The sequence below is a fragment of the Mesobacterium pallidum genome (genome assembly GCF_019966535.1).
In the GTDB taxonomy this organism is placed as follows: Bacteria; Pseudomonadota; Alphaproteobacteria; order Rhodobacterales; family Rhodobacteraceae; genus Mesobacterium; species Mesobacterium pallidum.
Genome location: NZ_JAIMID010000001.1, coordinates 118,013 through 134,006, shown reverse-complemented (window position 1 = coordinate 134,006; position 15,994 = coordinate 118,013). Strand labels below are relative to the sequence as shown.

The 15,994-nt window shown below is 68.7% G+C and carries 12 protein-coding genes; 7 read left to right on the top strand and 5 right to left on the bottom strand.

Annotated elements, in window-relative coordinates; all coding sequences use genetic code 11:
- Positions 1–107: 107 nt before the first annotated feature.
- Together clpA and MF270_RS00535 are read left to right on the top strand one after the other, a co-directional pair.
- On the top strand, positions 108–2,435 hold the full coding sequence (gene clpA, locus MF270_RS00540; protein ID WP_238363896.1) for an ATP-dependent Clp protease ATP-binding subunit ClpA: 2,328 nt from the start codon (positions 108–110) through the stop codon (positions 2,433–2,435).
- Entirely contained in the window at positions 2,435–3,430 is a 996-nt protein-coding gene (locus MF270_RS00535; protein ID WP_238363895.1) for a M23 family metallopeptidase, read from the top strand. The genes clpA and MF270_RS00535 overlap by 1 nt, the downstream gene beginning before the upstream one ends.
- Positions 3,431–3,544: 114 nt before the next feature.
- On the opposite strand, the gene MF270_RS00530 is transcribed toward MF270_RS00535, so the two are convergent.
- The 3 genes from MF270_RS00530 to MF270_RS00520 all read right to left on the bottom strand — a co-directional run bounded on the left by MF270_RS00530 (position 3,545) and on the right by MF270_RS00520 (position 8,100).
- A complete protein-coding gene (locus MF270_RS00530) occupies positions 3,545–6,136 on the bottom strand; it encodes a peptidoglycan -binding protein (protein WP_238363894.1) in 2,592 nt (863 codons plus the stop codon).
- Between the two features lie 3 nt (positions 6,137–6,139).
- Complete coding sequence (locus tag MF270_RS00525; protein ID WP_238363893.1) at positions 6,140–7,429, bottom strand: biopolymer transporter ExbB; 1,290 nt, start codon at positions 7,427–7,429, stop codon at positions 6,140–6,142.
- Between the two features lie 146 nt (positions 7,430–7,575).
- Positions 7,576–8,100 (bottom strand): gamma-glutamylcyclotransferase, encoded by a 525-nt coding sequence (locus MF270_RS00520; RefSeq protein ID WP_238363892.1) that lies wholly within the window; start codon positions 8,098–8,100, stop codon positions 7,576–7,578.
- Between the two features lie 70 nt (positions 8,101–8,170).
- Here MF270_RS00520 and MF270_RS00515 point away from each other — a divergent pair, with 70 nt between their 5' ends.
- Together MF270_RS00515 and MF270_RS00510 are read left to right on the top strand one after the other, a co-directional pair.
- Positions 8,171–9,160, top strand: a complete 990-nt coding sequence (locus MF270_RS00515; RefSeq protein WP_238363891.1) for a DUF2125 domain-containing protein — start codon at positions 8,171–8,173, stop codon at positions 9,158–9,160.
- Positions 9,161–9,260: 100 nt separating this feature from the next.
- On the top strand, positions 9,261–10,748 hold the full coding sequence (locus MF270_RS00510; RefSeq protein ID WP_418887849.1) for an ABC transporter substrate-binding protein: 1,488 nt from the start codon (positions 9,261–9,263) through the stop codon (positions 10,746–10,748).
- Positions 10,749–11,122: 374 nt separating this feature from the next.
- Here MF270_RS00510 and MF270_RS00505 read toward each other — a convergent pair whose 3' ends face one another.
- Positions 11,123–11,560, bottom strand: a complete 438-nt coding sequence (locus MF270_RS00505; RefSeq protein WP_238363890.1) for a PACE efflux transporter — start codon at positions 11,558–11,560, stop codon at positions 11,123–11,125.
- A 157-nt stretch (positions 11,561–11,717) separates the two neighbouring features.
- Positions 11,718–12,353: a Hint domain-containing protein gene (locus tag MF270_RS00500; RefSeq protein WP_238363889.1), complete on the bottom strand. Its 636-nt coding sequence runs from the start codon at positions 12,351–12,353 to the stop codon at positions 11,718–11,720.
- Between the two features lie 271 nt (positions 12,354–12,624).
- Here MF270_RS00500 and MF270_RS00495 point away from each other — a divergent pair, with 271 nt between their 5' ends.
- The 3 genes from MF270_RS00495 to MF270_RS00485 are packed head-to-tail and all read left to right on the top strand — an operon-like array spanning position 12,625 to position 15,982.
- Positions 12,625–13,572 carry an ABC transporter permease gene (locus MF270_RS00495; protein ID WP_238363888.1) on the top strand — a complete coding sequence of 316 codons (948 nt, stop codon included), beginning with the start codon at positions 12,625–12,627 and terminating at the stop codon, positions 13,570–13,572.
- 2 nt (positions 13,573–13,574) lie between these two features.
- The gene (locus tag MF270_RS00490) at positions 13,575–14,390 is read left to right on the top strand and encodes an ABC transporter permease (protein WP_238364319.1); all 816 of its coding nucleotides are present in this window, start codon (positions 13,575–13,577) and stop codon (positions 14,388–14,390) included.
- Complete coding sequence (locus tag MF270_RS00485; RefSeq protein ID WP_238363887.1) at positions 14,387–15,982, top strand: ABC transporter ATP-binding protein; 1,596 nt, start codon at positions 14,387–14,389, stop codon at positions 15,980–15,982. Before MF270_RS00490 ends, MF270_RS00485 begins: the two co-directional genes overlap by 4 nt.
- Positions 15,983–15,994: the final 12 nt, after the last annotated feature.

Genomic DNA, 15,994 nt, shown 5'->3' with positions numbered 1-15,994 from the left:
AAAAAACCTTGAAGGATGGCCGGGAACGACCAAACTTTAACCTTATAAGGCCATGCTTGAAGACGGGCGTCCGCGTCCTGGACAAGCCAGAACCAGAGGAGCACCACGTGCCTTCATTCTCGAACACGCTCGAACAGGCAATCCACGCAGCGCTGGCGCTGGCGAACTCCCGCTCGCATGAATTCGCGACGCTGGAGCATCTCCTGCTGGCGCTCATCGACGAACCCGATGCCGCGCGCGTGATGAAGGCTTGCAATGTCGACACCGAAGAGCTGCGCCAGACGCTCGTCGAATACGTGGACGACGACCTGTCGAACCTCGTGACCGACATCGAAGGGTCCGAAGCTGTGCCGACCGCAGCCTTCCAGCGCGTGATCCAGCGCGCGGCGATCCATGTCCAGTCCTCGGGCCGGACCGAAGTGACCGGCGCCAACGTGCTGGTCGCCATCTTCGCCGAACGCGAATCCAACGCCGCCTACTTCCTGCAAGAACAGGACATGACCCGCTACGACGCGGTGAATTATATCGCCCATGGCGTCGCCAAGGACCCGGCCTACGGCGAAAGCCGCCCCGTGTCCGGCGCCACCGACAGCGACCGCGAGGAAACCACGTCTTCCGCCCCGCAGGGCGAACAGAAGGAAAGCGCCTTGGGCAAATATTGCGTGGACCTCAACGAAAAGGCCCGGCTTGGTGACGTCGACCCCCTGATCGGCCGCGACCACGAGGTCGAGCGCTGCATCCAGGTGCTGTGCCGCCGCCGCAAGAACAACCCGCTGCTGGTGGGCGATCCGGGCGTTGGCAAGACCGCGATCGCGGAAGGGCTGGCGCGCAAGATCGTCGCCGGCGAAACCCCGGCGGTGCTGTCCAAGACGACCATCTTCTCGCTCGACATGGGCGCGCTGCTGGCCGGCACCCGCTACCGCGGCGATTTCGAGGAGCGGCTGAAGGCCGTCGTCACCGAGCTCGAGGAACATCCCGACGCGGTGCTCTTCATCGACGAGATCCACACCGTGATCGGCGCCGGGGCAACCTCGGGCGGCGCGATGGATGCGTCCAACCTGCTCAAACCCGCGCTGCAGGGCGGCAAGCTGCGCTGCATGGGCTCGACCACCTACAAGGAATTCCGCCAGCATTTCGAAAAGGACCGCGCGCTGTCCCGCCGGTTCCAGAAGATCGACGTGACGGAGCCCTCGGTCGAGGACACGGTCAAGATCCTCAAGGGCCTCAAGCCCTATTTCGAGGAACACCACTCGATCAAGTACACCGCCGACGCGATCCGCACGGCCGTGGAACTGTCGGCGCGCTACATCACCGACCGCAAGCTGCCGGACAAGGCCATCGACGTCATCGACGAGGCCGGGGCCGCCCAGCACCTGGTCGCGGAAAGCAAGCGCCGCAAGACCATCGGCACCAAGGAGATCGAGGCCGTGGTGGCCAAGATCGCCCGCATCCCGCCCAAGAACGTCAGCAAGGACGATGCCGAGGTGCTGAAGGATCTCGAACCGACCCTCAAGCGCGTCGTCTTCGGCCAGGACAAGGCGATCGAGGCATTGGCGAGCGCCATCAAGCTGGCCCGCGCCGGCCTGCGCGAGCCCGACAAGCCGATCGGGAACTACCTGTTCGCGGGTCCGACCGGCGTCGGCAAGACCGAGGTGGCCAAGCAGCTTGCCGATTCGCTCGGCGTCGAGATGCTGCGCTTCGACATGTCCGAGTACATGGAGAAGCACGCGGTCTCGCGCCTGATCGGCGCGCCTCCGGGCTACGTCGGGTTTGACCAAGGCGGCATGCTGACCGATGGCGTCGACCAGCACCCGCATTGCGTGCTGCTGCTCGACGAGATCGAGAAGGCGCATCCGGACGTGTTCAACATCCTGCTGCAGGTGATGGACCACGGCACGCTGACCGACCACAACGGCCGGTCGGTGGATTTCCGCAACGTGATCCTGATCATGACCTCGAACGCGGGTGCGGCGGAACAGGCCAAGGCGGCCATCGGCTTTGGCCGCGACCGCCGCGAGGGCGAGGATACGGCCGCGATCGAGCGGACCTTCACGCCGGAATTCCGCAACCGTCTGGACGCCGTCATCAGCTTCGCGCCGCTGCCCAAGGAGGTCATCCTCCAGGTGGTCGAGAAGTTCGTGCTCCAGCTCGAGGCACAGCTCATGGACCGCGGCGTCAGCATCGAGCTGAGCCGCCCGGCGGCCGAATGGCTGGCCGACAAGGGCTACGACGACAAGATGGGCGCGCGCCCGCTGGGCCGCGTGATCCAAGAATACATCAAGAAGCCGCTGGCCGAAGAGCTGCTGTTCGGCAAACTCATGAAGGGCGGGTTGGTCAAGGTCACCGTCAAGGATGGCGACATCAAGCTGACGATGGAAGGGCCCGACAGTCCGCGCCTTACCAGCAAGAAGCCGCCGCTGCTGACCGCGGACTGATGTCTTTCAGGCTCAAGACAACGCCTGCCGGAGCGATCCGGCAGGCGTTTTTCGTCGCCTTCGCCGCCTCGCCCGCGCTGGCCGCCGATCCGCTGCTGACGCTGCCGCTGACCTGCACGCCGGGCACGGATTGCTTCATCGAGGATTACGTCGATGCCGACCCGTCGGACGGGCAGCGCGACTACACCTGCGGTCCGAAATCGCGCGATGACCACCACGGAACGGATTTCGCGCTGCTCACCCACCAGATGATGGAGGACGGCGTGGCCGTCATCGCCTCGGCCCCCGGGGTGGTGCGGGCGACCCGGGACGGCATGGCCGACCAGCCCGTGACCGCCGAAACGCGCGAGGCGATCCGCGGCCAGGAATGCGGCAATGCGGTTGCCGTGTCGCACGGGGACGGCTGGGAAACGCTCTATTGCCACATGAAGCAGGGCTCGATTGCCGTGCGCAACGGCCAGCGGGTCGAACGCGGCCAGATGCTGGGCCTTGTCGGCATGAGCGGGCTCACCAATTACCCCCATGCCCACCTGCAAGTGATGCACGAGGGGCGCGTGGTCGACCCCTTCTCGCCCGAGGCGCGCGACACCTGCGGGCTGGGCGGCGGCGGGCTGTGGCAGAACGCGCCGGATTACGTGACGGGCGGGCTGTTCACCGCCGGGTTCTCGGCCGGGATGCCGGATTTCACGGGGGTGCGGAGCGGATCGGCGCGGATCACCGAGGCCGCCCCCGGGCAGGAGATGATCGCGCTTTACGGCCTTGTCTTCGATGCCGAGGATGGCGACAGGCTGGAGCTGGAGATCATGGGCCCGGACGGGCTGGTGTCAGAGGCAGAGACCAAGTTAGACAGCCCGCAACGCCTGCTCTACCGCGCGCTCGGGGCCAAGGCGCCGGCGGGCGGCTGGGCGCCGGGGCTCTATCGCGGGGTCATCACCATGACCCGGGGCGACTCCGTCGTGGCCGTGCGCCATGCGGACCTGGACATCACGGACTAGGGCGTCGTCGCGCCTGATGGCGCGCGACGCAACAAGCGCCTGGTGGCGCGCGGCGCGACCGGTGCCTGACGGCGCGCCGTGCGACCTGCTCCCGGTGGCGGTGCGTCGCGCGCCTTACTTCTCGGTGAACTTCAGCTCGATCCGCCGGTTGGCGGCGCGGGCCTCGGCGCTCGTTCCCTCGGCGATGGGCTGGTACTGGCCAAAGCCGTTTGCCGCCAGCCGGGCCGGCGGGAAGCCGAGGAAATCGGTCATGTAGCGCACCACCGACAGGGCGCGGGCCTGGCTGAGCTCCCAGTTGTCGCGGTATTCGCCCTGGCCCGACAGCGGCACGTCGTCAGTGTGGCCATTGACCTGCAACACCCAGTCGATGCCTTCGGGGATGTCCGAGCCCACGTCGCGCAGCATCTGGGCGATCGGGGCGATCTGCGCCCGGCCCGCCGCCGAGAGGTCGGCGGAGCCCGGGTCGAACAGCACCTCGGAGGAAAAGACGAAGCGGTCGCCGACGATCCGCACCCCGTCGCGAGTTCCCAGCAGCTCGCGCATGCGGCCGAAGAATTCCGAGCGGTAGCGCTCGAGGTCCTGTGCCTCGGCCGCCAGGCGCTCGGCCTCGGCCTCGAGCCGCCGGCGCTCGGCCTCTTCCAGCTCGCGGGTGCGGCGTTCCTCGGCGGCGACCCGTGCCAGCGCAGTGTTCAGCCGCGACCCGAGGTTCTGCAACTGCACCTGGCTGGCGACCTGTTCGGCCTCGGCATTGTCGAGCAGCGCCTGGAGCGAGCCGAGCTGGCGGCGCAATTCCGCGATCTGCTGGTTCAGCAGCTCCGCCTGGCGTTGCGCCGCGGCGCTCAGCTGCTCTTCTTCACGCAGCTCGGCCTGGGCGGTCGCCAAAAGGTCGGTGCGGTCGGCGGCAGCCGTGCGCAGGGTTTCGGCCTCGGCCTCGGCGGCCTGCTGCGCGGCGAGGGCGGCAACCAGCTGGTCGCGCACGGCCTGTTCGTCCTGTTCGGTCGCAAGCTTGGCGGCCAGCGCCGCGGCGAGCTGCTGCTCCAGCGTGCGGCCATCCTCGGCCCGCTCGGCCGCGGCGGCCTCGGCCCGGGCCAAGGCGGTCTGCGTCTCGGCCAGCCGATCCTCGAGCGCGGCGATGCGGGCGGTGTCGCGTTCGTTGCGCACCAGCGCGGCCGAGAGGCGTTCCTCGAGCGTTTGCTCGGTGCCTTCAAGCTGGGCGCGCAGGGCCTCGGAATTGGTGCGTTCGGCGGCCAGCTGCGCCTCGATCTCCGACAGCTGCGTGCGCAGGGCCGCGATGTCCTCGGTCTGGCTCGTTCCGGCGGCCCGGGCGTCCTCGAGATCGGCGCGCAGGGCGGCGTTTTCCTCGCGCAGGCCGGCCAGTTCCCCGGCCGCGCTGTCGCGAGCGGCGGCGGCGGCGGTGACGGCCGCCTCGCGCTCGGTGATCCGGGCCAGCGCTTCGGCCAGCCGTGCCTCCATCGAGCCCAGCGACGACGCCCGTTCGTCCGAGACCTGCCGCGCCTCGGCCAGGGCGGCCTGCAGGTTCTGGGCCCGCGCCTCGGCCGCGTCGCGGGCGGCGCGCAGGGTGTCGAGCTCGGACCGCAGGGCCGCGACCAGCCCGGCGGCATCGGCCTGGGCCGAGGTGCTTGCCTGCAGCGAGGCCTGGAGTTGCAGCAGCCGCTCTTCGGCGGCGTCCTGAGCGGTGCGGGCGGCGGCCAGGTCGGCCTCGAGCGCGGCGATCCGCTCCTCGGCCGCACCGGCCTGACCCTGCAGGACGGCGATGCGCTGGTCGGCCTCGGTCCGGTCCAGAAGGGCCGCGGCAAGGCGCTGGTTCAGGTCGTCTTCGACGTTGCGGGCGGCGGCCAGCAGGGTCAGCGTTTCCTCGGCGCGGCGGCGTTCCGCCTCGAGCGAGAGGGTCATCGAGGTCAGCTCTGCGCTGGCGTTGCGCAGCCGTTCGCGCAGGGCCTCGGCCGCGGCGACCTCTGCAAGGCGCGCGGCCTCTTCCTCGGTCAGGGTCTGGTTCAACTCGGCCGCCTGGGCGCGCAGGGCGGCCAGTTCCTCGGCCTGCGCCTCGGTCAGCGCGGTGCCCTCGTCGTTCTCGCGGCGCAGGTCGGCGACCAGCGCCTCGAGCGCTTCGCGGCGGGCGGCGGCGAGGCGCGCGGCCTCGGCCTGGTCGTCGATTTCCGTCCGCGCCGAGGCCAGCGCCAGTTGCAGCGCCTCTTCGCGCGACACGAGGTCGTCGCGGGCCGCTTCCAGCTCGGCCTGGGTGGCGCGCAGGCCGGCGATCGTGTCGTCGCGCGCCGCACGGTCGGCGATCAGCGACGCGACCTGCTCCTCGAAACTGTCGATGCGGGACCGGGCGGCGGCCAGTTGCCCCTCGCGTTCGTCGACCCGGGATTGCAGCGAGGCGATCAGCGCCGCCGCCTCGTTCCGTTCATCGGACAGGGTGGCCGACAGCTGCCCGACCTCGCCGCGCAGCTCGGTCGTGCGCTGGCGTTCGAGGCCCAGCGCCTCGGACAGGGCCGCGACTTCGTCGGTCAGCGAATTGAGGCGGCTTTCCTGGCCGGTGATCGTCTCGCGCAGCACGAATTGCACGACCATGAAGATGGTCAGCACGAACATCAGCACCAGCAGCAGGCCGGTCATCGCGTCGACGAAGCCGGGCCAGATCGAGCCCTGGAAGCGTTGTCCGGTGCGGCGAGACAGGGCCATGGGTCAGCCCTTGCCCTGGACCGGCGCCTGTGGGCCACGGCCCTTGCCACCTGCGCCGCCGCCACCGCCACCACCGCCGCCTTGCCGGGGGCCGCCGCCCTGGCCGCCGCCCTGCCCCTGGTTCTGGCGCGGGCCCATGCGGGGGCCGCTGGCCAGCGCCCGGCCGATGGCCGAAAGGTCGGTGCGCAGCTCGGCCATGCTTTCCTGCCGGCCGGCGCTCATTTCCTCGAGGATCCGCAAGAGCTGCACGTCGATTGAGCGCAGGCGCATGCGGCTTTCGGCATCCAGCCCCTCGGAGGTTTCGCGGTGCTCCAGCGCCTCGAGCAGGCGTTCCTGCCCCTCGGCCACGCGGACGAGGGCCGTGGTGGCGACGCCCTGCGTCTCCATTCGGGTGGTCATGCGTTCGATGGAATCCGCCAGCTGCCCCAGCCGTTGATCGACTTCGGACCGGCCCGCTTCGCTTTGGGCAAAGATGTCGCGCAGCCCCTCCATCTGCTCGGCCATGTGGTCGAGCACGGCGACGACCGCGTTGCCTTCGCCCAGACCGTCGCTTTCGCTGCTGGCAAAGCCGATGCGGGTGATGGAGGACAGCCATTCCTCGAGCTCGCGGTAGAACCGGTTTTGGCCATGACCGGCGAAGAGTTCGAGCAGCCCGACGACGAGCGATCCGGCCAGCCCCAGCAGCGACGAGCCGAAGGCGATGCCCATGCCGCCCATCTGGGCCTGCAGCCCCTCTTGCAACCGGGCAAAGACGTCCTGCCCGGTCTCGCCCGCCTTGGGCGACAGGTTCCCGATGGTGTTCACGATCTCGGGGACCGAGGTGGCAAGGCCGTAGAACGTGCCCAGAAGACCGAGGAAGATCAGCAGGTTGACGATGTAGCGCGTGATTTCACGCGCCTCGTCGATGCGGGTGGCGACAGAATCCAGGATCGACCGCTGCGACGAGGCCGCGATCTGCATCCGCGTCCCGTGCGAGCGCAGCAGCGTGGCCAGCGGTGCCAGCAGGCGCGGCGCGCTGGCCGTCGAGGTGGCGGCGCGGTTGTAGACGAAATTCTCGATCCAGCGGACGGAATAGACCAGCTGCGCCACCTGCCAGAAACAGGCCACCACGCCGATCACGAAGACGGCAAGGATGAACCCGTTCAGCCAGGGGCTCGAGATGAAGACGGGCAGCACGCGCGGCAGCAGGATGAACAACCCCGCCCCCACGCAGCCCAGCACGATCAGCATCAGGAAGACCTGCCGGTAGGGCTGGCTGAAATGCAGCTCGGCCTCGAGCTCATGCTGGTCCATCTAGATGCGCTTTCCGCAGTGTTTCGCTTGGGGCAGGTTAGATGTTGCGCCGCGGCAAGCCAAGGGAATTGCCGCCTTTTTCAGCATCCGCGCCCGATCTGCCGCAGTCTGGCACGATTTGGGTCGCCAAACGGTGAACACCACCCTCACACCCCCGCCAGCCGGTCGGTTTCGGCGCAAAGCCAGTCCAGCTCGGCATCGGCGATGCCCAGCTCGTGCAGGTGGCGCGCGGTGTTGTGCAGGTATTCGATGTTGGGCCCGCGCCCGCCGACGGCGGTGGCGATGATCCGCGCCTGTTCGGCCAGCGGCAGGTCGCAATATTGCACATGGTCCGGGTCGATCACGTAGGCCAGCGCCGTCACCTGCCGGCCATCGGCCAGCTCGAGCCGCTGCGTGGTCTCGAGATAGGCCGAACTGACCAGCTCGCGTTCGCGCAGGTAGGCGAGGGTCGCGTCCTCGTCTCCCGGCCGCACCCGCAGCGCCAGCCCCTGGCAGGTCGCACCGTCGCGGGCGTCGAGCGCCAGCACCAGCCCCGGGTCCTCAGGCGTGCCGCGGTGGTGGATCGAGCGCATGCAAAAGCTGCGGTGCCAGCCGGGCAGCCGCGCCAGCGCCGCCTCGGCCACCTCGAAGCCGGGGTTCCACAACAATGATCCGTAACCGAAAACCCACATGGTCCCGCTCTGGCAAGTGCCTGTCACGGGCGTTAAAACAGAGCGGCCGCCGCTTGGAAAGGGGTCCGCCATGAAACGTCTGCTTGTCCTGGTCCTTGTCGCGGCCCTTGGGTGGTCCGGGTTCTGGACCTGGGCCAGCCTGCAGCGAAAGGCGGCTTTCGCCGATTGGTTCGAGGCCCGCGCGGCCGAGGGCTGGGTGGCCGAGTACGCCGACCTGTCGGTGGGCGGGTTTCCGAACCGGCTGGACACCTCGATTCTGGCGCCGACGCTGGCCGATCCGCACAGCGGCCTCGCCTGGACGGCCGAGGAATTGCAGGTGCTGGGCCTCAGCTATGATGCACGCCACCAGATCTTTGCCCTGCGCGGGCCGCAGCGGCTGACGACCGAATTCACCTCGACCGAGCTGAGCCATGCCCTGTTCCGCGGCAGTTTCGTCACCACGGACCCGCAGGCGCTGCCGCTGGAACGGTTGCGGGTCGAGGGGCGCGACTGGATCCTCCGCGCGCCCGAGGCCGAGACGCAGGTGGCCGAGGTCGCGCTGGCCGTCGATCATACGGAGGGCACGCGCTACCGCGTGGCGCTGGACCTGGGCGGCTACCGACCGGCCCTGCCTCAGGCGATCCGGCAGCGGTTGCAGATCCCCGACCTGGTCAACGATCTGCGCGCCGATCTGCACGTGACCTTCGACGCCCCGCTCGATGCCGCCGCGCTGGCTGGCACCCGGCCACAGCCGACCGCGCTGGACCTGCGGCTGGCCCAGCTGCGCTGGGGCGCGATGGAGCTGCACGCCGCCGGCAACCTGACCCTCGACGCCAAGGGCCTTGCGGAGGGAGAGATCACGCTGCGCCTCACCAACTGGCGCGAGATGCTGGACCTCGCCCGCGCCTGGGACGGGCTGCCGCCCGAGCTTCCGGACCTGGCCGAAGAGGCGTTGACGTTGATCGCCCGGCTTTCGGGCACGCCCGACAAGTTGGACCTGCCGATCGCCTTTGCCGGCGGCCGCACGCGGCTTGGCCCGATCCCCGTCGGCCCGGCGCCGCGCCTCGCGATTCCGTGGTAGGCCGCGCCGCGCGATGGAAAAAGGCTGGCGTTTCCGGCGCGGTCTGGCAATCATGCCCGGGATGCGCACACCAGATGCGCCAGACTCAGGGAGACACGAGATGTACGTTACCCCCCGCCGCGCCGCGCTGCTTGGCGCCACCGCGATCCTGTCCGCCTTCGGCTTTGCCGCCCATGCAGCCGGTGACATGACCGTCGCCATGCAGCTCGAGCCGCCGCACCTCGACCCGACCAGCGCCGCCGCCGGCGCCATCGACTCGGTGCTTTATTCCAACGTGTTCGAGGGGCTGACCCGCTTCATGGGCGACGGCTCGGTCGTGCCGGGTCTCGCGGAAAGCTGGGAGATTTCCGAGGACGGCACCGTCTACACCTTCAAGCTGCGGAGCGGCGTGACCTTCCACGACGGCACGACGATGGATGCCGAAGACGTCAAGTTCAGCCTCGACCGTGCCCGCGCCGATGACAGCCAGAACGCGCAGAAGCCGCTGTTCGCCGGCATCGAGAGCGTCGAGGTGGTGGACCCGACCACCGTCAAGGTGACGCTGTCGGCCCCGGACGGTAATTTCCTGTTCAACATGGCCTGGGGCGATGCCGTCATTGTCGCGCCCGAGAGCATCGAGAACATCAAGGCCATGCCGATCGGCACCGGCGCCTTCAAGTTCGACGAATGGGTGCAGGGCGACCGGATCGAGCTGTCGAAGAACGCCGACTACTGGGGCACGCCCGCCAGCCTCGATTCCGTGACGTTCAAGTTCATCTCGGACCCGACAGCGGCCTTTGCGTCCGTGATGGCCGAGGATGTGGACGTCTTCACCGCCTTCCCTGCGCCGGAGAACCTGCCGCAGTTCGAGGCCGATCCCCGCTTCCAGGTGCTGATCGGCTCGACCGAGGGCGAGACGATCCTGTCGACCAACAACAAGATGCCGCCCTTCGACAACGTCAAGGTGCGCGAGGCGCTGGCCCATGCGATCAACCGCCAGGAAATCATCGACGGCGCGATGTTCGGCTACGGCACGCCCATCGGCACGCATTTCGCGCCGCACAACCCGGCCTATGTCGACCTGACCGCGCAGTCGAACTACGACCCCGAGCTGGCCAAGTCGCTGCTGGCCGAGGCGGGCTTTCCCGACGGCTTCACCACCACGCTCAAGCTGCCGCCGCCCAGCTACGCCCGCCGCGGCGGCGAAATCATCGCGGCCCAGCTGCGCGCCGTGGGGATCGAGACCGAGATCAGCAACCTCGAATGGGCGCAATGGCTTGAGCAGGTGTTCAACGGCAAGGATTTCGGCCTGACCATCGTCAGCCATACCGAACCTTTCGACATCGGCATCTATGCCCGGCCGGATTACTACTTCCAGTACGACAATCCGGCCTTCCAGGAGCTGATCGCGAAGCTTGGCACCACCTCGGACCCCGCCATGCGGACCGAGATGCTGGCCGAGGCGCAGCAGATCATCGCCGACGATTACGTCAACGGCTACCTGTTCCAGCTGCCGCTGCACACGGTCGCCAAGGCCGGGATCACCGGCCTGTGGCAGAACGCGCCGACGCAGGCGGTGGACATGACCGGGGTCGCCTGGGGCGAGTGATCGTTCCCGCGTGAAGACAGGGGGCGCGTCCGGCCGGGCGCGCCCTTTTTCGTGGTCCACCGCGTGACGAGGCGCGGCCTGGGCTTGGCGAGGGACGCCTGGTATCAGGCAACGCGCCGGTCAGGCGTGGTGCAGGGTCGCGGCGGATCGGCCCGTGTCTGGCGCCCGCCTGGTCGGGCAACTTGCCCTCCCACTCGGCAGGCAAGGGCCATGCGGTGACGCTGGACCTGCGCGCTCGCCTTCAGACCGTTGGCGACATACGCCCCGACGCCATCCGCCCGAGGATCGCGCCCGGTTCCTGGCGCGACAAGCCGCCCTTGCCCTGATGCCGTTTCCGCGCGCGGCGGTCGGGCGCGCCTTCGGCGCGACCGGGGTCAGTCGGTGGCCGGGCGCCCCTGCCATTCGGGCAGCGGGAACATCCGGTCGTAGGCCCAGTTGAAGACCAGCGCGTAGCCCATGTAGAAGGCGGCAAACCCGAGATCCATGACCAGCGCCTGCCAGACCGAGATGCCGAGGTACCAGGCCATGAAGGGCAACAGGACCACCAGCAGCCCGACCTCGAACAGCACTGCGTGGACGATGCGCTGGCGGGGGGTCTTGGCGGTCGTGCCCGTGAGGCGCCGCAGTACCCGGTCGAAGAGGGCGTTGTAGGCAAGGTTCCACAGCGTCGCGAGGGTCGCGCTGACCACGCCCACCACGCCGATGTCGTGGACGGGCATGTGGAACAGCGCCGCCCCCAGCGGGACGGCGATCAGGAGGGCGATGATCTCGAAACTCAGCGCGTGGCGAAGACGGTCGAGCGGGCTGCGCATGGCAAGGTGACCTCGGGGTCGGTGCCGGGTCGTCCCGGGCCAATGTCCAGAATGGGGAGGTCGTCCTCACACGGCCCCAGATGGCACCGCGCGGCGCGGGTTTCAAGCCCGGCGCGGGGGGATCACGGCGCGTGGTGGCCGATGGGCCACCCTGGGCTCAAGGCTCGATCAGCATCCACATGCCCTCGACCTGGACCATGGCCGGCTCGCCCACGTGAAAGCGGTAGTAGACCGTCTGGTCGGGCGGCATGGGCAGGATCCCCGGCAGGCCACGCATGTCCTCGACGGTCTTGGCGCTCGAGGCGCTGGCGATGGTCGTGGGCACGATCTTCTGGCGCGGAGACATGACGATGTCGCGCTGCGGCAGGCCGCGGCCCAGCGAACCGGCGCGCACGCGGATCGGCGCGGCCTCGGGGTGATGGGACAGGAAATCGGTGTCCAAGAGGATCTTGTCGATGGCCATGACCCGCATCGGCCGGCCGGTCGAGGTGCGCAGCTCGTCCCGCTTGCGCAGCGCCTCGATGGGCAGCGCGCCGAAGGTGGTCATCACCCGGGCCTTGCCGCAGAAACCGGGCAGAACGCGGACCTTGCGCGGGGCCGCCGGATCGCGCGGGGCGCGGCGTTCGTCCTGCGCAGGCCGACGCGCGGCCCGCCGGGCGCGGTCGTCCTCTGGCACCGGAAGGTCCGGCGCGGCACGGCGGCGACGCGGCGCCGGTCTCGCGGCGGCCTCGGCCCGGTCCTCTGCCGCGGCTTCTGCTGCACGCGCCGTGCGTTCCAGAACCCGCAGGATCATCTCGTCTTCAGATTCAGACTCGTAGGACACGGAACACCTTTACCGACGCAAGCGACACACAACCGATCCGGGGGTCGCCAAGAACCGCCGAATTTGGATCATTTTTTACGAATTTTCGGTCCCGATCTTGGGCGGGAATGCGGACATTTCGTGGCAAAAGCGCCATATTGGCAACAATCGCGCACAGGGCCGGCATTGTTGCGGTTTCGGCATCGGCGTCCGGGCCATTTGGGCACTGGACGCCCCCCGCGCCCGCCCCTAACGTCGCCCCATGCTGCGCTATACCCTCAAACGCCTGTTATCGCTGGCAATCAGCCTGATCGTCGCGTCCCTTCTGATCTTCTCGATCATCGAGGTGGCGCCCGGCGACGTGGCCAGTTTCATGATGGGCATGAACGCGCAGCCCGACACGGTGGCCGCGCTGCGGGCAGAACTGGGCCTCGACCAGACCAAGGTCGCGCGGTATTTCAGCTGGATCGGCGGCATGGTGACCGGCGATTTCGGCACCTCGTATACCTATCGCGCGCCGGTGGCGCAGATGGTGGCGGACCGGCTTTGGGTGTCGCTGCCGCTGGCGGTCTACGCGCTGCTGCTGTCAATCCTGATCGCCTTTCCGGCCGGCATCTTTGCCGCCGCGCGGCGCGGGCGGGCGGCGGATGTGACGGTGATGGGTGCGACGCAGCTGGGCGTGGCGATCCCCGGGTTCTGGTTCGCGATGATGCTGGTGCTGCTCTTCGCCATCCGCCTGCGCTGGTTTCCGGCGGGCGGCTTTCCGGGCTGGGACGAAAGCATCTGGCTCAGCCTCAAGGCCCTTACCCTGCCGGCCATCGCGCTGTCGCTGCCGCAGGCGGCGATCCTGACGCGGGTCATGCGGTCGTCGCTGCTGGACATGCTGGGCGAGGATTTCATGCGCACCGCCCGGGCCAAGGGGCTTTCGGCGCGGCAGGCGCTGTGGCGCCACGGCATCCGCAACGCGCTGATCCCGGTGCTGACCATCATCGGCATGCAATTCGCCGTGCTGCTGACCGGCGCCATCATCATCGAACAGGTGTTCTACCTGCCGGGGCTGGGACGGCTGATCTTCCAGGCGATCACCCAGCGCGACCTGATCGTGGTCGAAAGCGTGGTGATGCTGCTGGTCTTCACCGTGATCATGCTGAACTTCGTCATCGACCTGGCCTATGCCGCCATCGACCCAAGGCTGAGGCTGCGCACATGAAGATCTCCCGCAGCCTGCTGATCGGTGCCGCGCTGACCTCGGTCTTCACCGCCGCCGCGCTGCTGTCCTTCCTCTGGACACCCTATGACGTGACGGTGCTAAGCATTCCCGACCGCCTGCAGGGGCCCTCCGCCACCCATTGGCTGGGCACCGACCATTTCGGGCGCGACATCTTTTCCATGATCATGGTCGGCGCGCGCACCTCGCTGGCGGTGGCGCTGGTCGCCGTCACCATCGGGCTGATCCTCGGCGTGCCGCTGGGACTGGCGGCGGCTGCGCGCAAGGGCTCGTGGCTGGACGAGATCATCATGCGCGGCAACGACATCATCTTTTCCTTCCCGCTGCTGGTGCTGGCGATCCTGCTGACAGCCGTCCTTGGCCCCTCGGCGACGAACGCGATCATCGCCTTCGGCATCTTCAACATCCCCGTGTTCGCCCGCATCGTCCGCTCGGGCGCGCTGAGCCTCTGGAGCCGCGAGTTCATCATGGCCGCCCGCGTCGCCGGCAAGGGCACCACCCGCATCAGTTTCGAGCACATCCTGCCCAATGTCGCCAACCTCATGGTCGTGCAGGGCACGGTGCAGTTCAGCCTCGGCATCCAGGTCGAGGCGGCGCTCAGCTTTGTCGGTCTGGGCGCGCAGCCACCGACGCCCAGCTGGGGCCGCATGCTGGCCGATGCGCAGACCATGGTCGCCATCGCGCCGCACATGGCGCTGGTGCCGGGCCTTGCGATCCTTTTGACCGTGCTGGGGCTGAACCTGATGGGCGATGGTCTGCGCGACATGCTCGACCCGCGCATCCGGGTGGAGCGCGCATGAGCCTTCTGCAGATCTCCGACCTGTCGCTGACCATCGGCGGCCATGCGATCCTGAAGAACGTCTCGCTCAGCGTCGGCCCCGGCGAGATCGTCGGCATCATCGGCGAGAGCGGCTCAGGCAAGTCGATGACCGCCTTCACCGTGATGCAGCTGCTGCCACGCGGGGCGCAGGCCACGGGGCGCGTCGCGCTGGGCGACACGGACATGTTGACCGCAGACGAGGACACCCTGTGCCACCTGCGCGGCAACCAGGTCGGCATGGTCTTCCAGGAGCCGATGACCGCGCTCAACCCGGTCAAGTCCATCGGCGACCAGGTGGCCGAGACGGTGATGATCCACGACCGGTCCTCGCGCGCCGATGCGCTGCGCGTCGCCCGCGAGGTGCTGGAACGTGTCGGCCTGCCCGAAGCGCGGTTCCCGCTGACCCGCTACCCGCACGAGCTGTCGGGCGGCCAGCGCCAGCGCGTCGTGATCGCGATGGCCATCGCCCAGCGCCCGGCCCTGCTGATCGCGGACGAACCGACCACCGCGTTGGACGTGACCACGCAGGCGCAGATCCTCGAGCTCTTGCGCGGCCTCGTGGACGATTACGGCATGGGCCTGCTGTTCATCACCCATGACCTTGCCGTCATCTCGGGCCTGGCCAGCCGCATTGTTGTCATGCGCCACGGAGAGGTGGTCGAACAGGGCCCGACCAGCCAGGTCCTGGCCGAGATGCGCCACCCCTACACGCGGATGCTGTTCGAGGCGTCGAGCCACCGCGTGACCCTGCCCCCACATCCCGACACCCGCACGCCCCTGCTCGAGGTGAAAGGCGTGTCGCGCGACTACCCGCTGCCGCGCCGCAAGCTCTTTGCCCCGCAGGAGCATTTCCGGGCGGTCAGGGACGTCAGCTTTACTCTCGAACGCGGCGACCGGATCGGGCTGGTGGGGGAATCGGGCTGCGGCAAGTCCACTCTCACCCGCGCGATCCTGGGGCTGGAAGAGGTTCAGGAAGGCGAAATCCTGCTGGACGGCGCGCCGGTCTGGTCGGGGCATGCGCCCAACCTCGACGTGCGGCGCAAGATCCAGGTGGTGTTCCAGGACCCCTACGGGTCGTTCAACCCGCGCTGGCGCGTCGGTCCGCTGGTGGCCGAGCCGCTGCACCTGCTCGAAGTTCCGCCGACAGGCAGCGCGCTTGAGGCCCGCATCGGCGCGGTGCTGGACAGCGTCGGGCTATCCGCCGCCGATGCCACCAAGTACATCCACGAGTTTTCCGGCGGCCAGCGCCAGCGCATCGCCATCGCCCGCGCGCTGATCACCCGGCCGGAACTCGTGGTCTTTGACGAGGCGGTGTCGGCCCTCGACGTGTCGGTCCGGGCGCAGATCCTCGACCTGATGGCCGATCTCGCCGCGCGCGAGGGGCTCAGCTACCTCTTCATCTCGCATGACCTTTCGGTCGTGCAGACGATCACCGACCGCGTGATGGTCATGCAGGCCGGCCGGATCGTCGAGGAAGGCCCGACCGAGACCGTGCTGATGGCCCCGCAACACCCCTATACCCGCACGCTGATCGACGCCGCCCCGCGCCTGCCGAACGCCCGTGCGAGCTGACTGCAAAGGACC

What these genes read in the sequence shown, in the direction of transcription:
- MF270_RS00500 (WP_238363889.1), bottom strand. Translation starts at nt 12,353, where the DNA reads ATGATCCTGCGGGTTCTGGAACGCACGGCGCGTGCAGCAGAAGCCGCG.
- MF270_RS00510 (WP_418887849.1), top strand. Translation starts at nt 9,261, where the DNA reads ATGTACGTTACCCCCCGCCGCGCCGCGCTGCTTGGCGCCACCGCGATC.
- MF270_RS00535 (WP_238363895.1), top strand. Translation starts at nt 2,435, where the DNA reads ATGTCTTTCAGGCTCAAGACAACGCCTGCCGGAGCGATCCGGCAGGCG.
- MF270_RS00495 (WP_238363888.1), top strand. Translation starts at nt 12,625, where the DNA reads ATGCTGCGCTATACCCTCAAACGCCTGTTATCGCTGGCAATCAGCCTG.
- MF270_RS00525 (WP_238363893.1), bottom strand. Translation starts at nt 7,429, where the DNA reads ATGGACCAGCATGAGCTCGAGGCCGAGCTGCATTTCAGCCAGCCCTAC.
- MF270_RS00530 (WP_238363894.1), bottom strand. Translation starts at nt 6,136, where the DNA reads ATGGCCCTGTCTCGCCGCACCGGACAACGCTTCCAGGGCTCGATCTGG.
- MF270_RS00520 (WP_238363892.1), bottom strand. Translation starts at nt 8,100, where the DNA reads ATGTGGGTTTTCGGTTACGGATCATTGTTGTGGAACCCCGGCTTCGAG.
- MF270_RS00485 (WP_238363887.1), top strand. Translation starts at nt 14,387, where the DNA reads ATGAGCCTTCTGCAGATCTCCGACCTGTCGCTGACCATCGGCGGCCAT.
- MF270_RS00505 (WP_238363890.1), bottom strand. Translation starts at nt 11,560, where the DNA reads ATGCGCAGCCCGCTCGACCGTCTTCGCCACGCGCTGAGTTTCGAGATC.
- MF270_RS00515 (WP_238363891.1), top strand. Translation starts at nt 8,171, where the DNA reads ATGAAACGTCTGCTTGTCCTGGTCCTTGTCGCGGCCCTTGGGTGGTCC.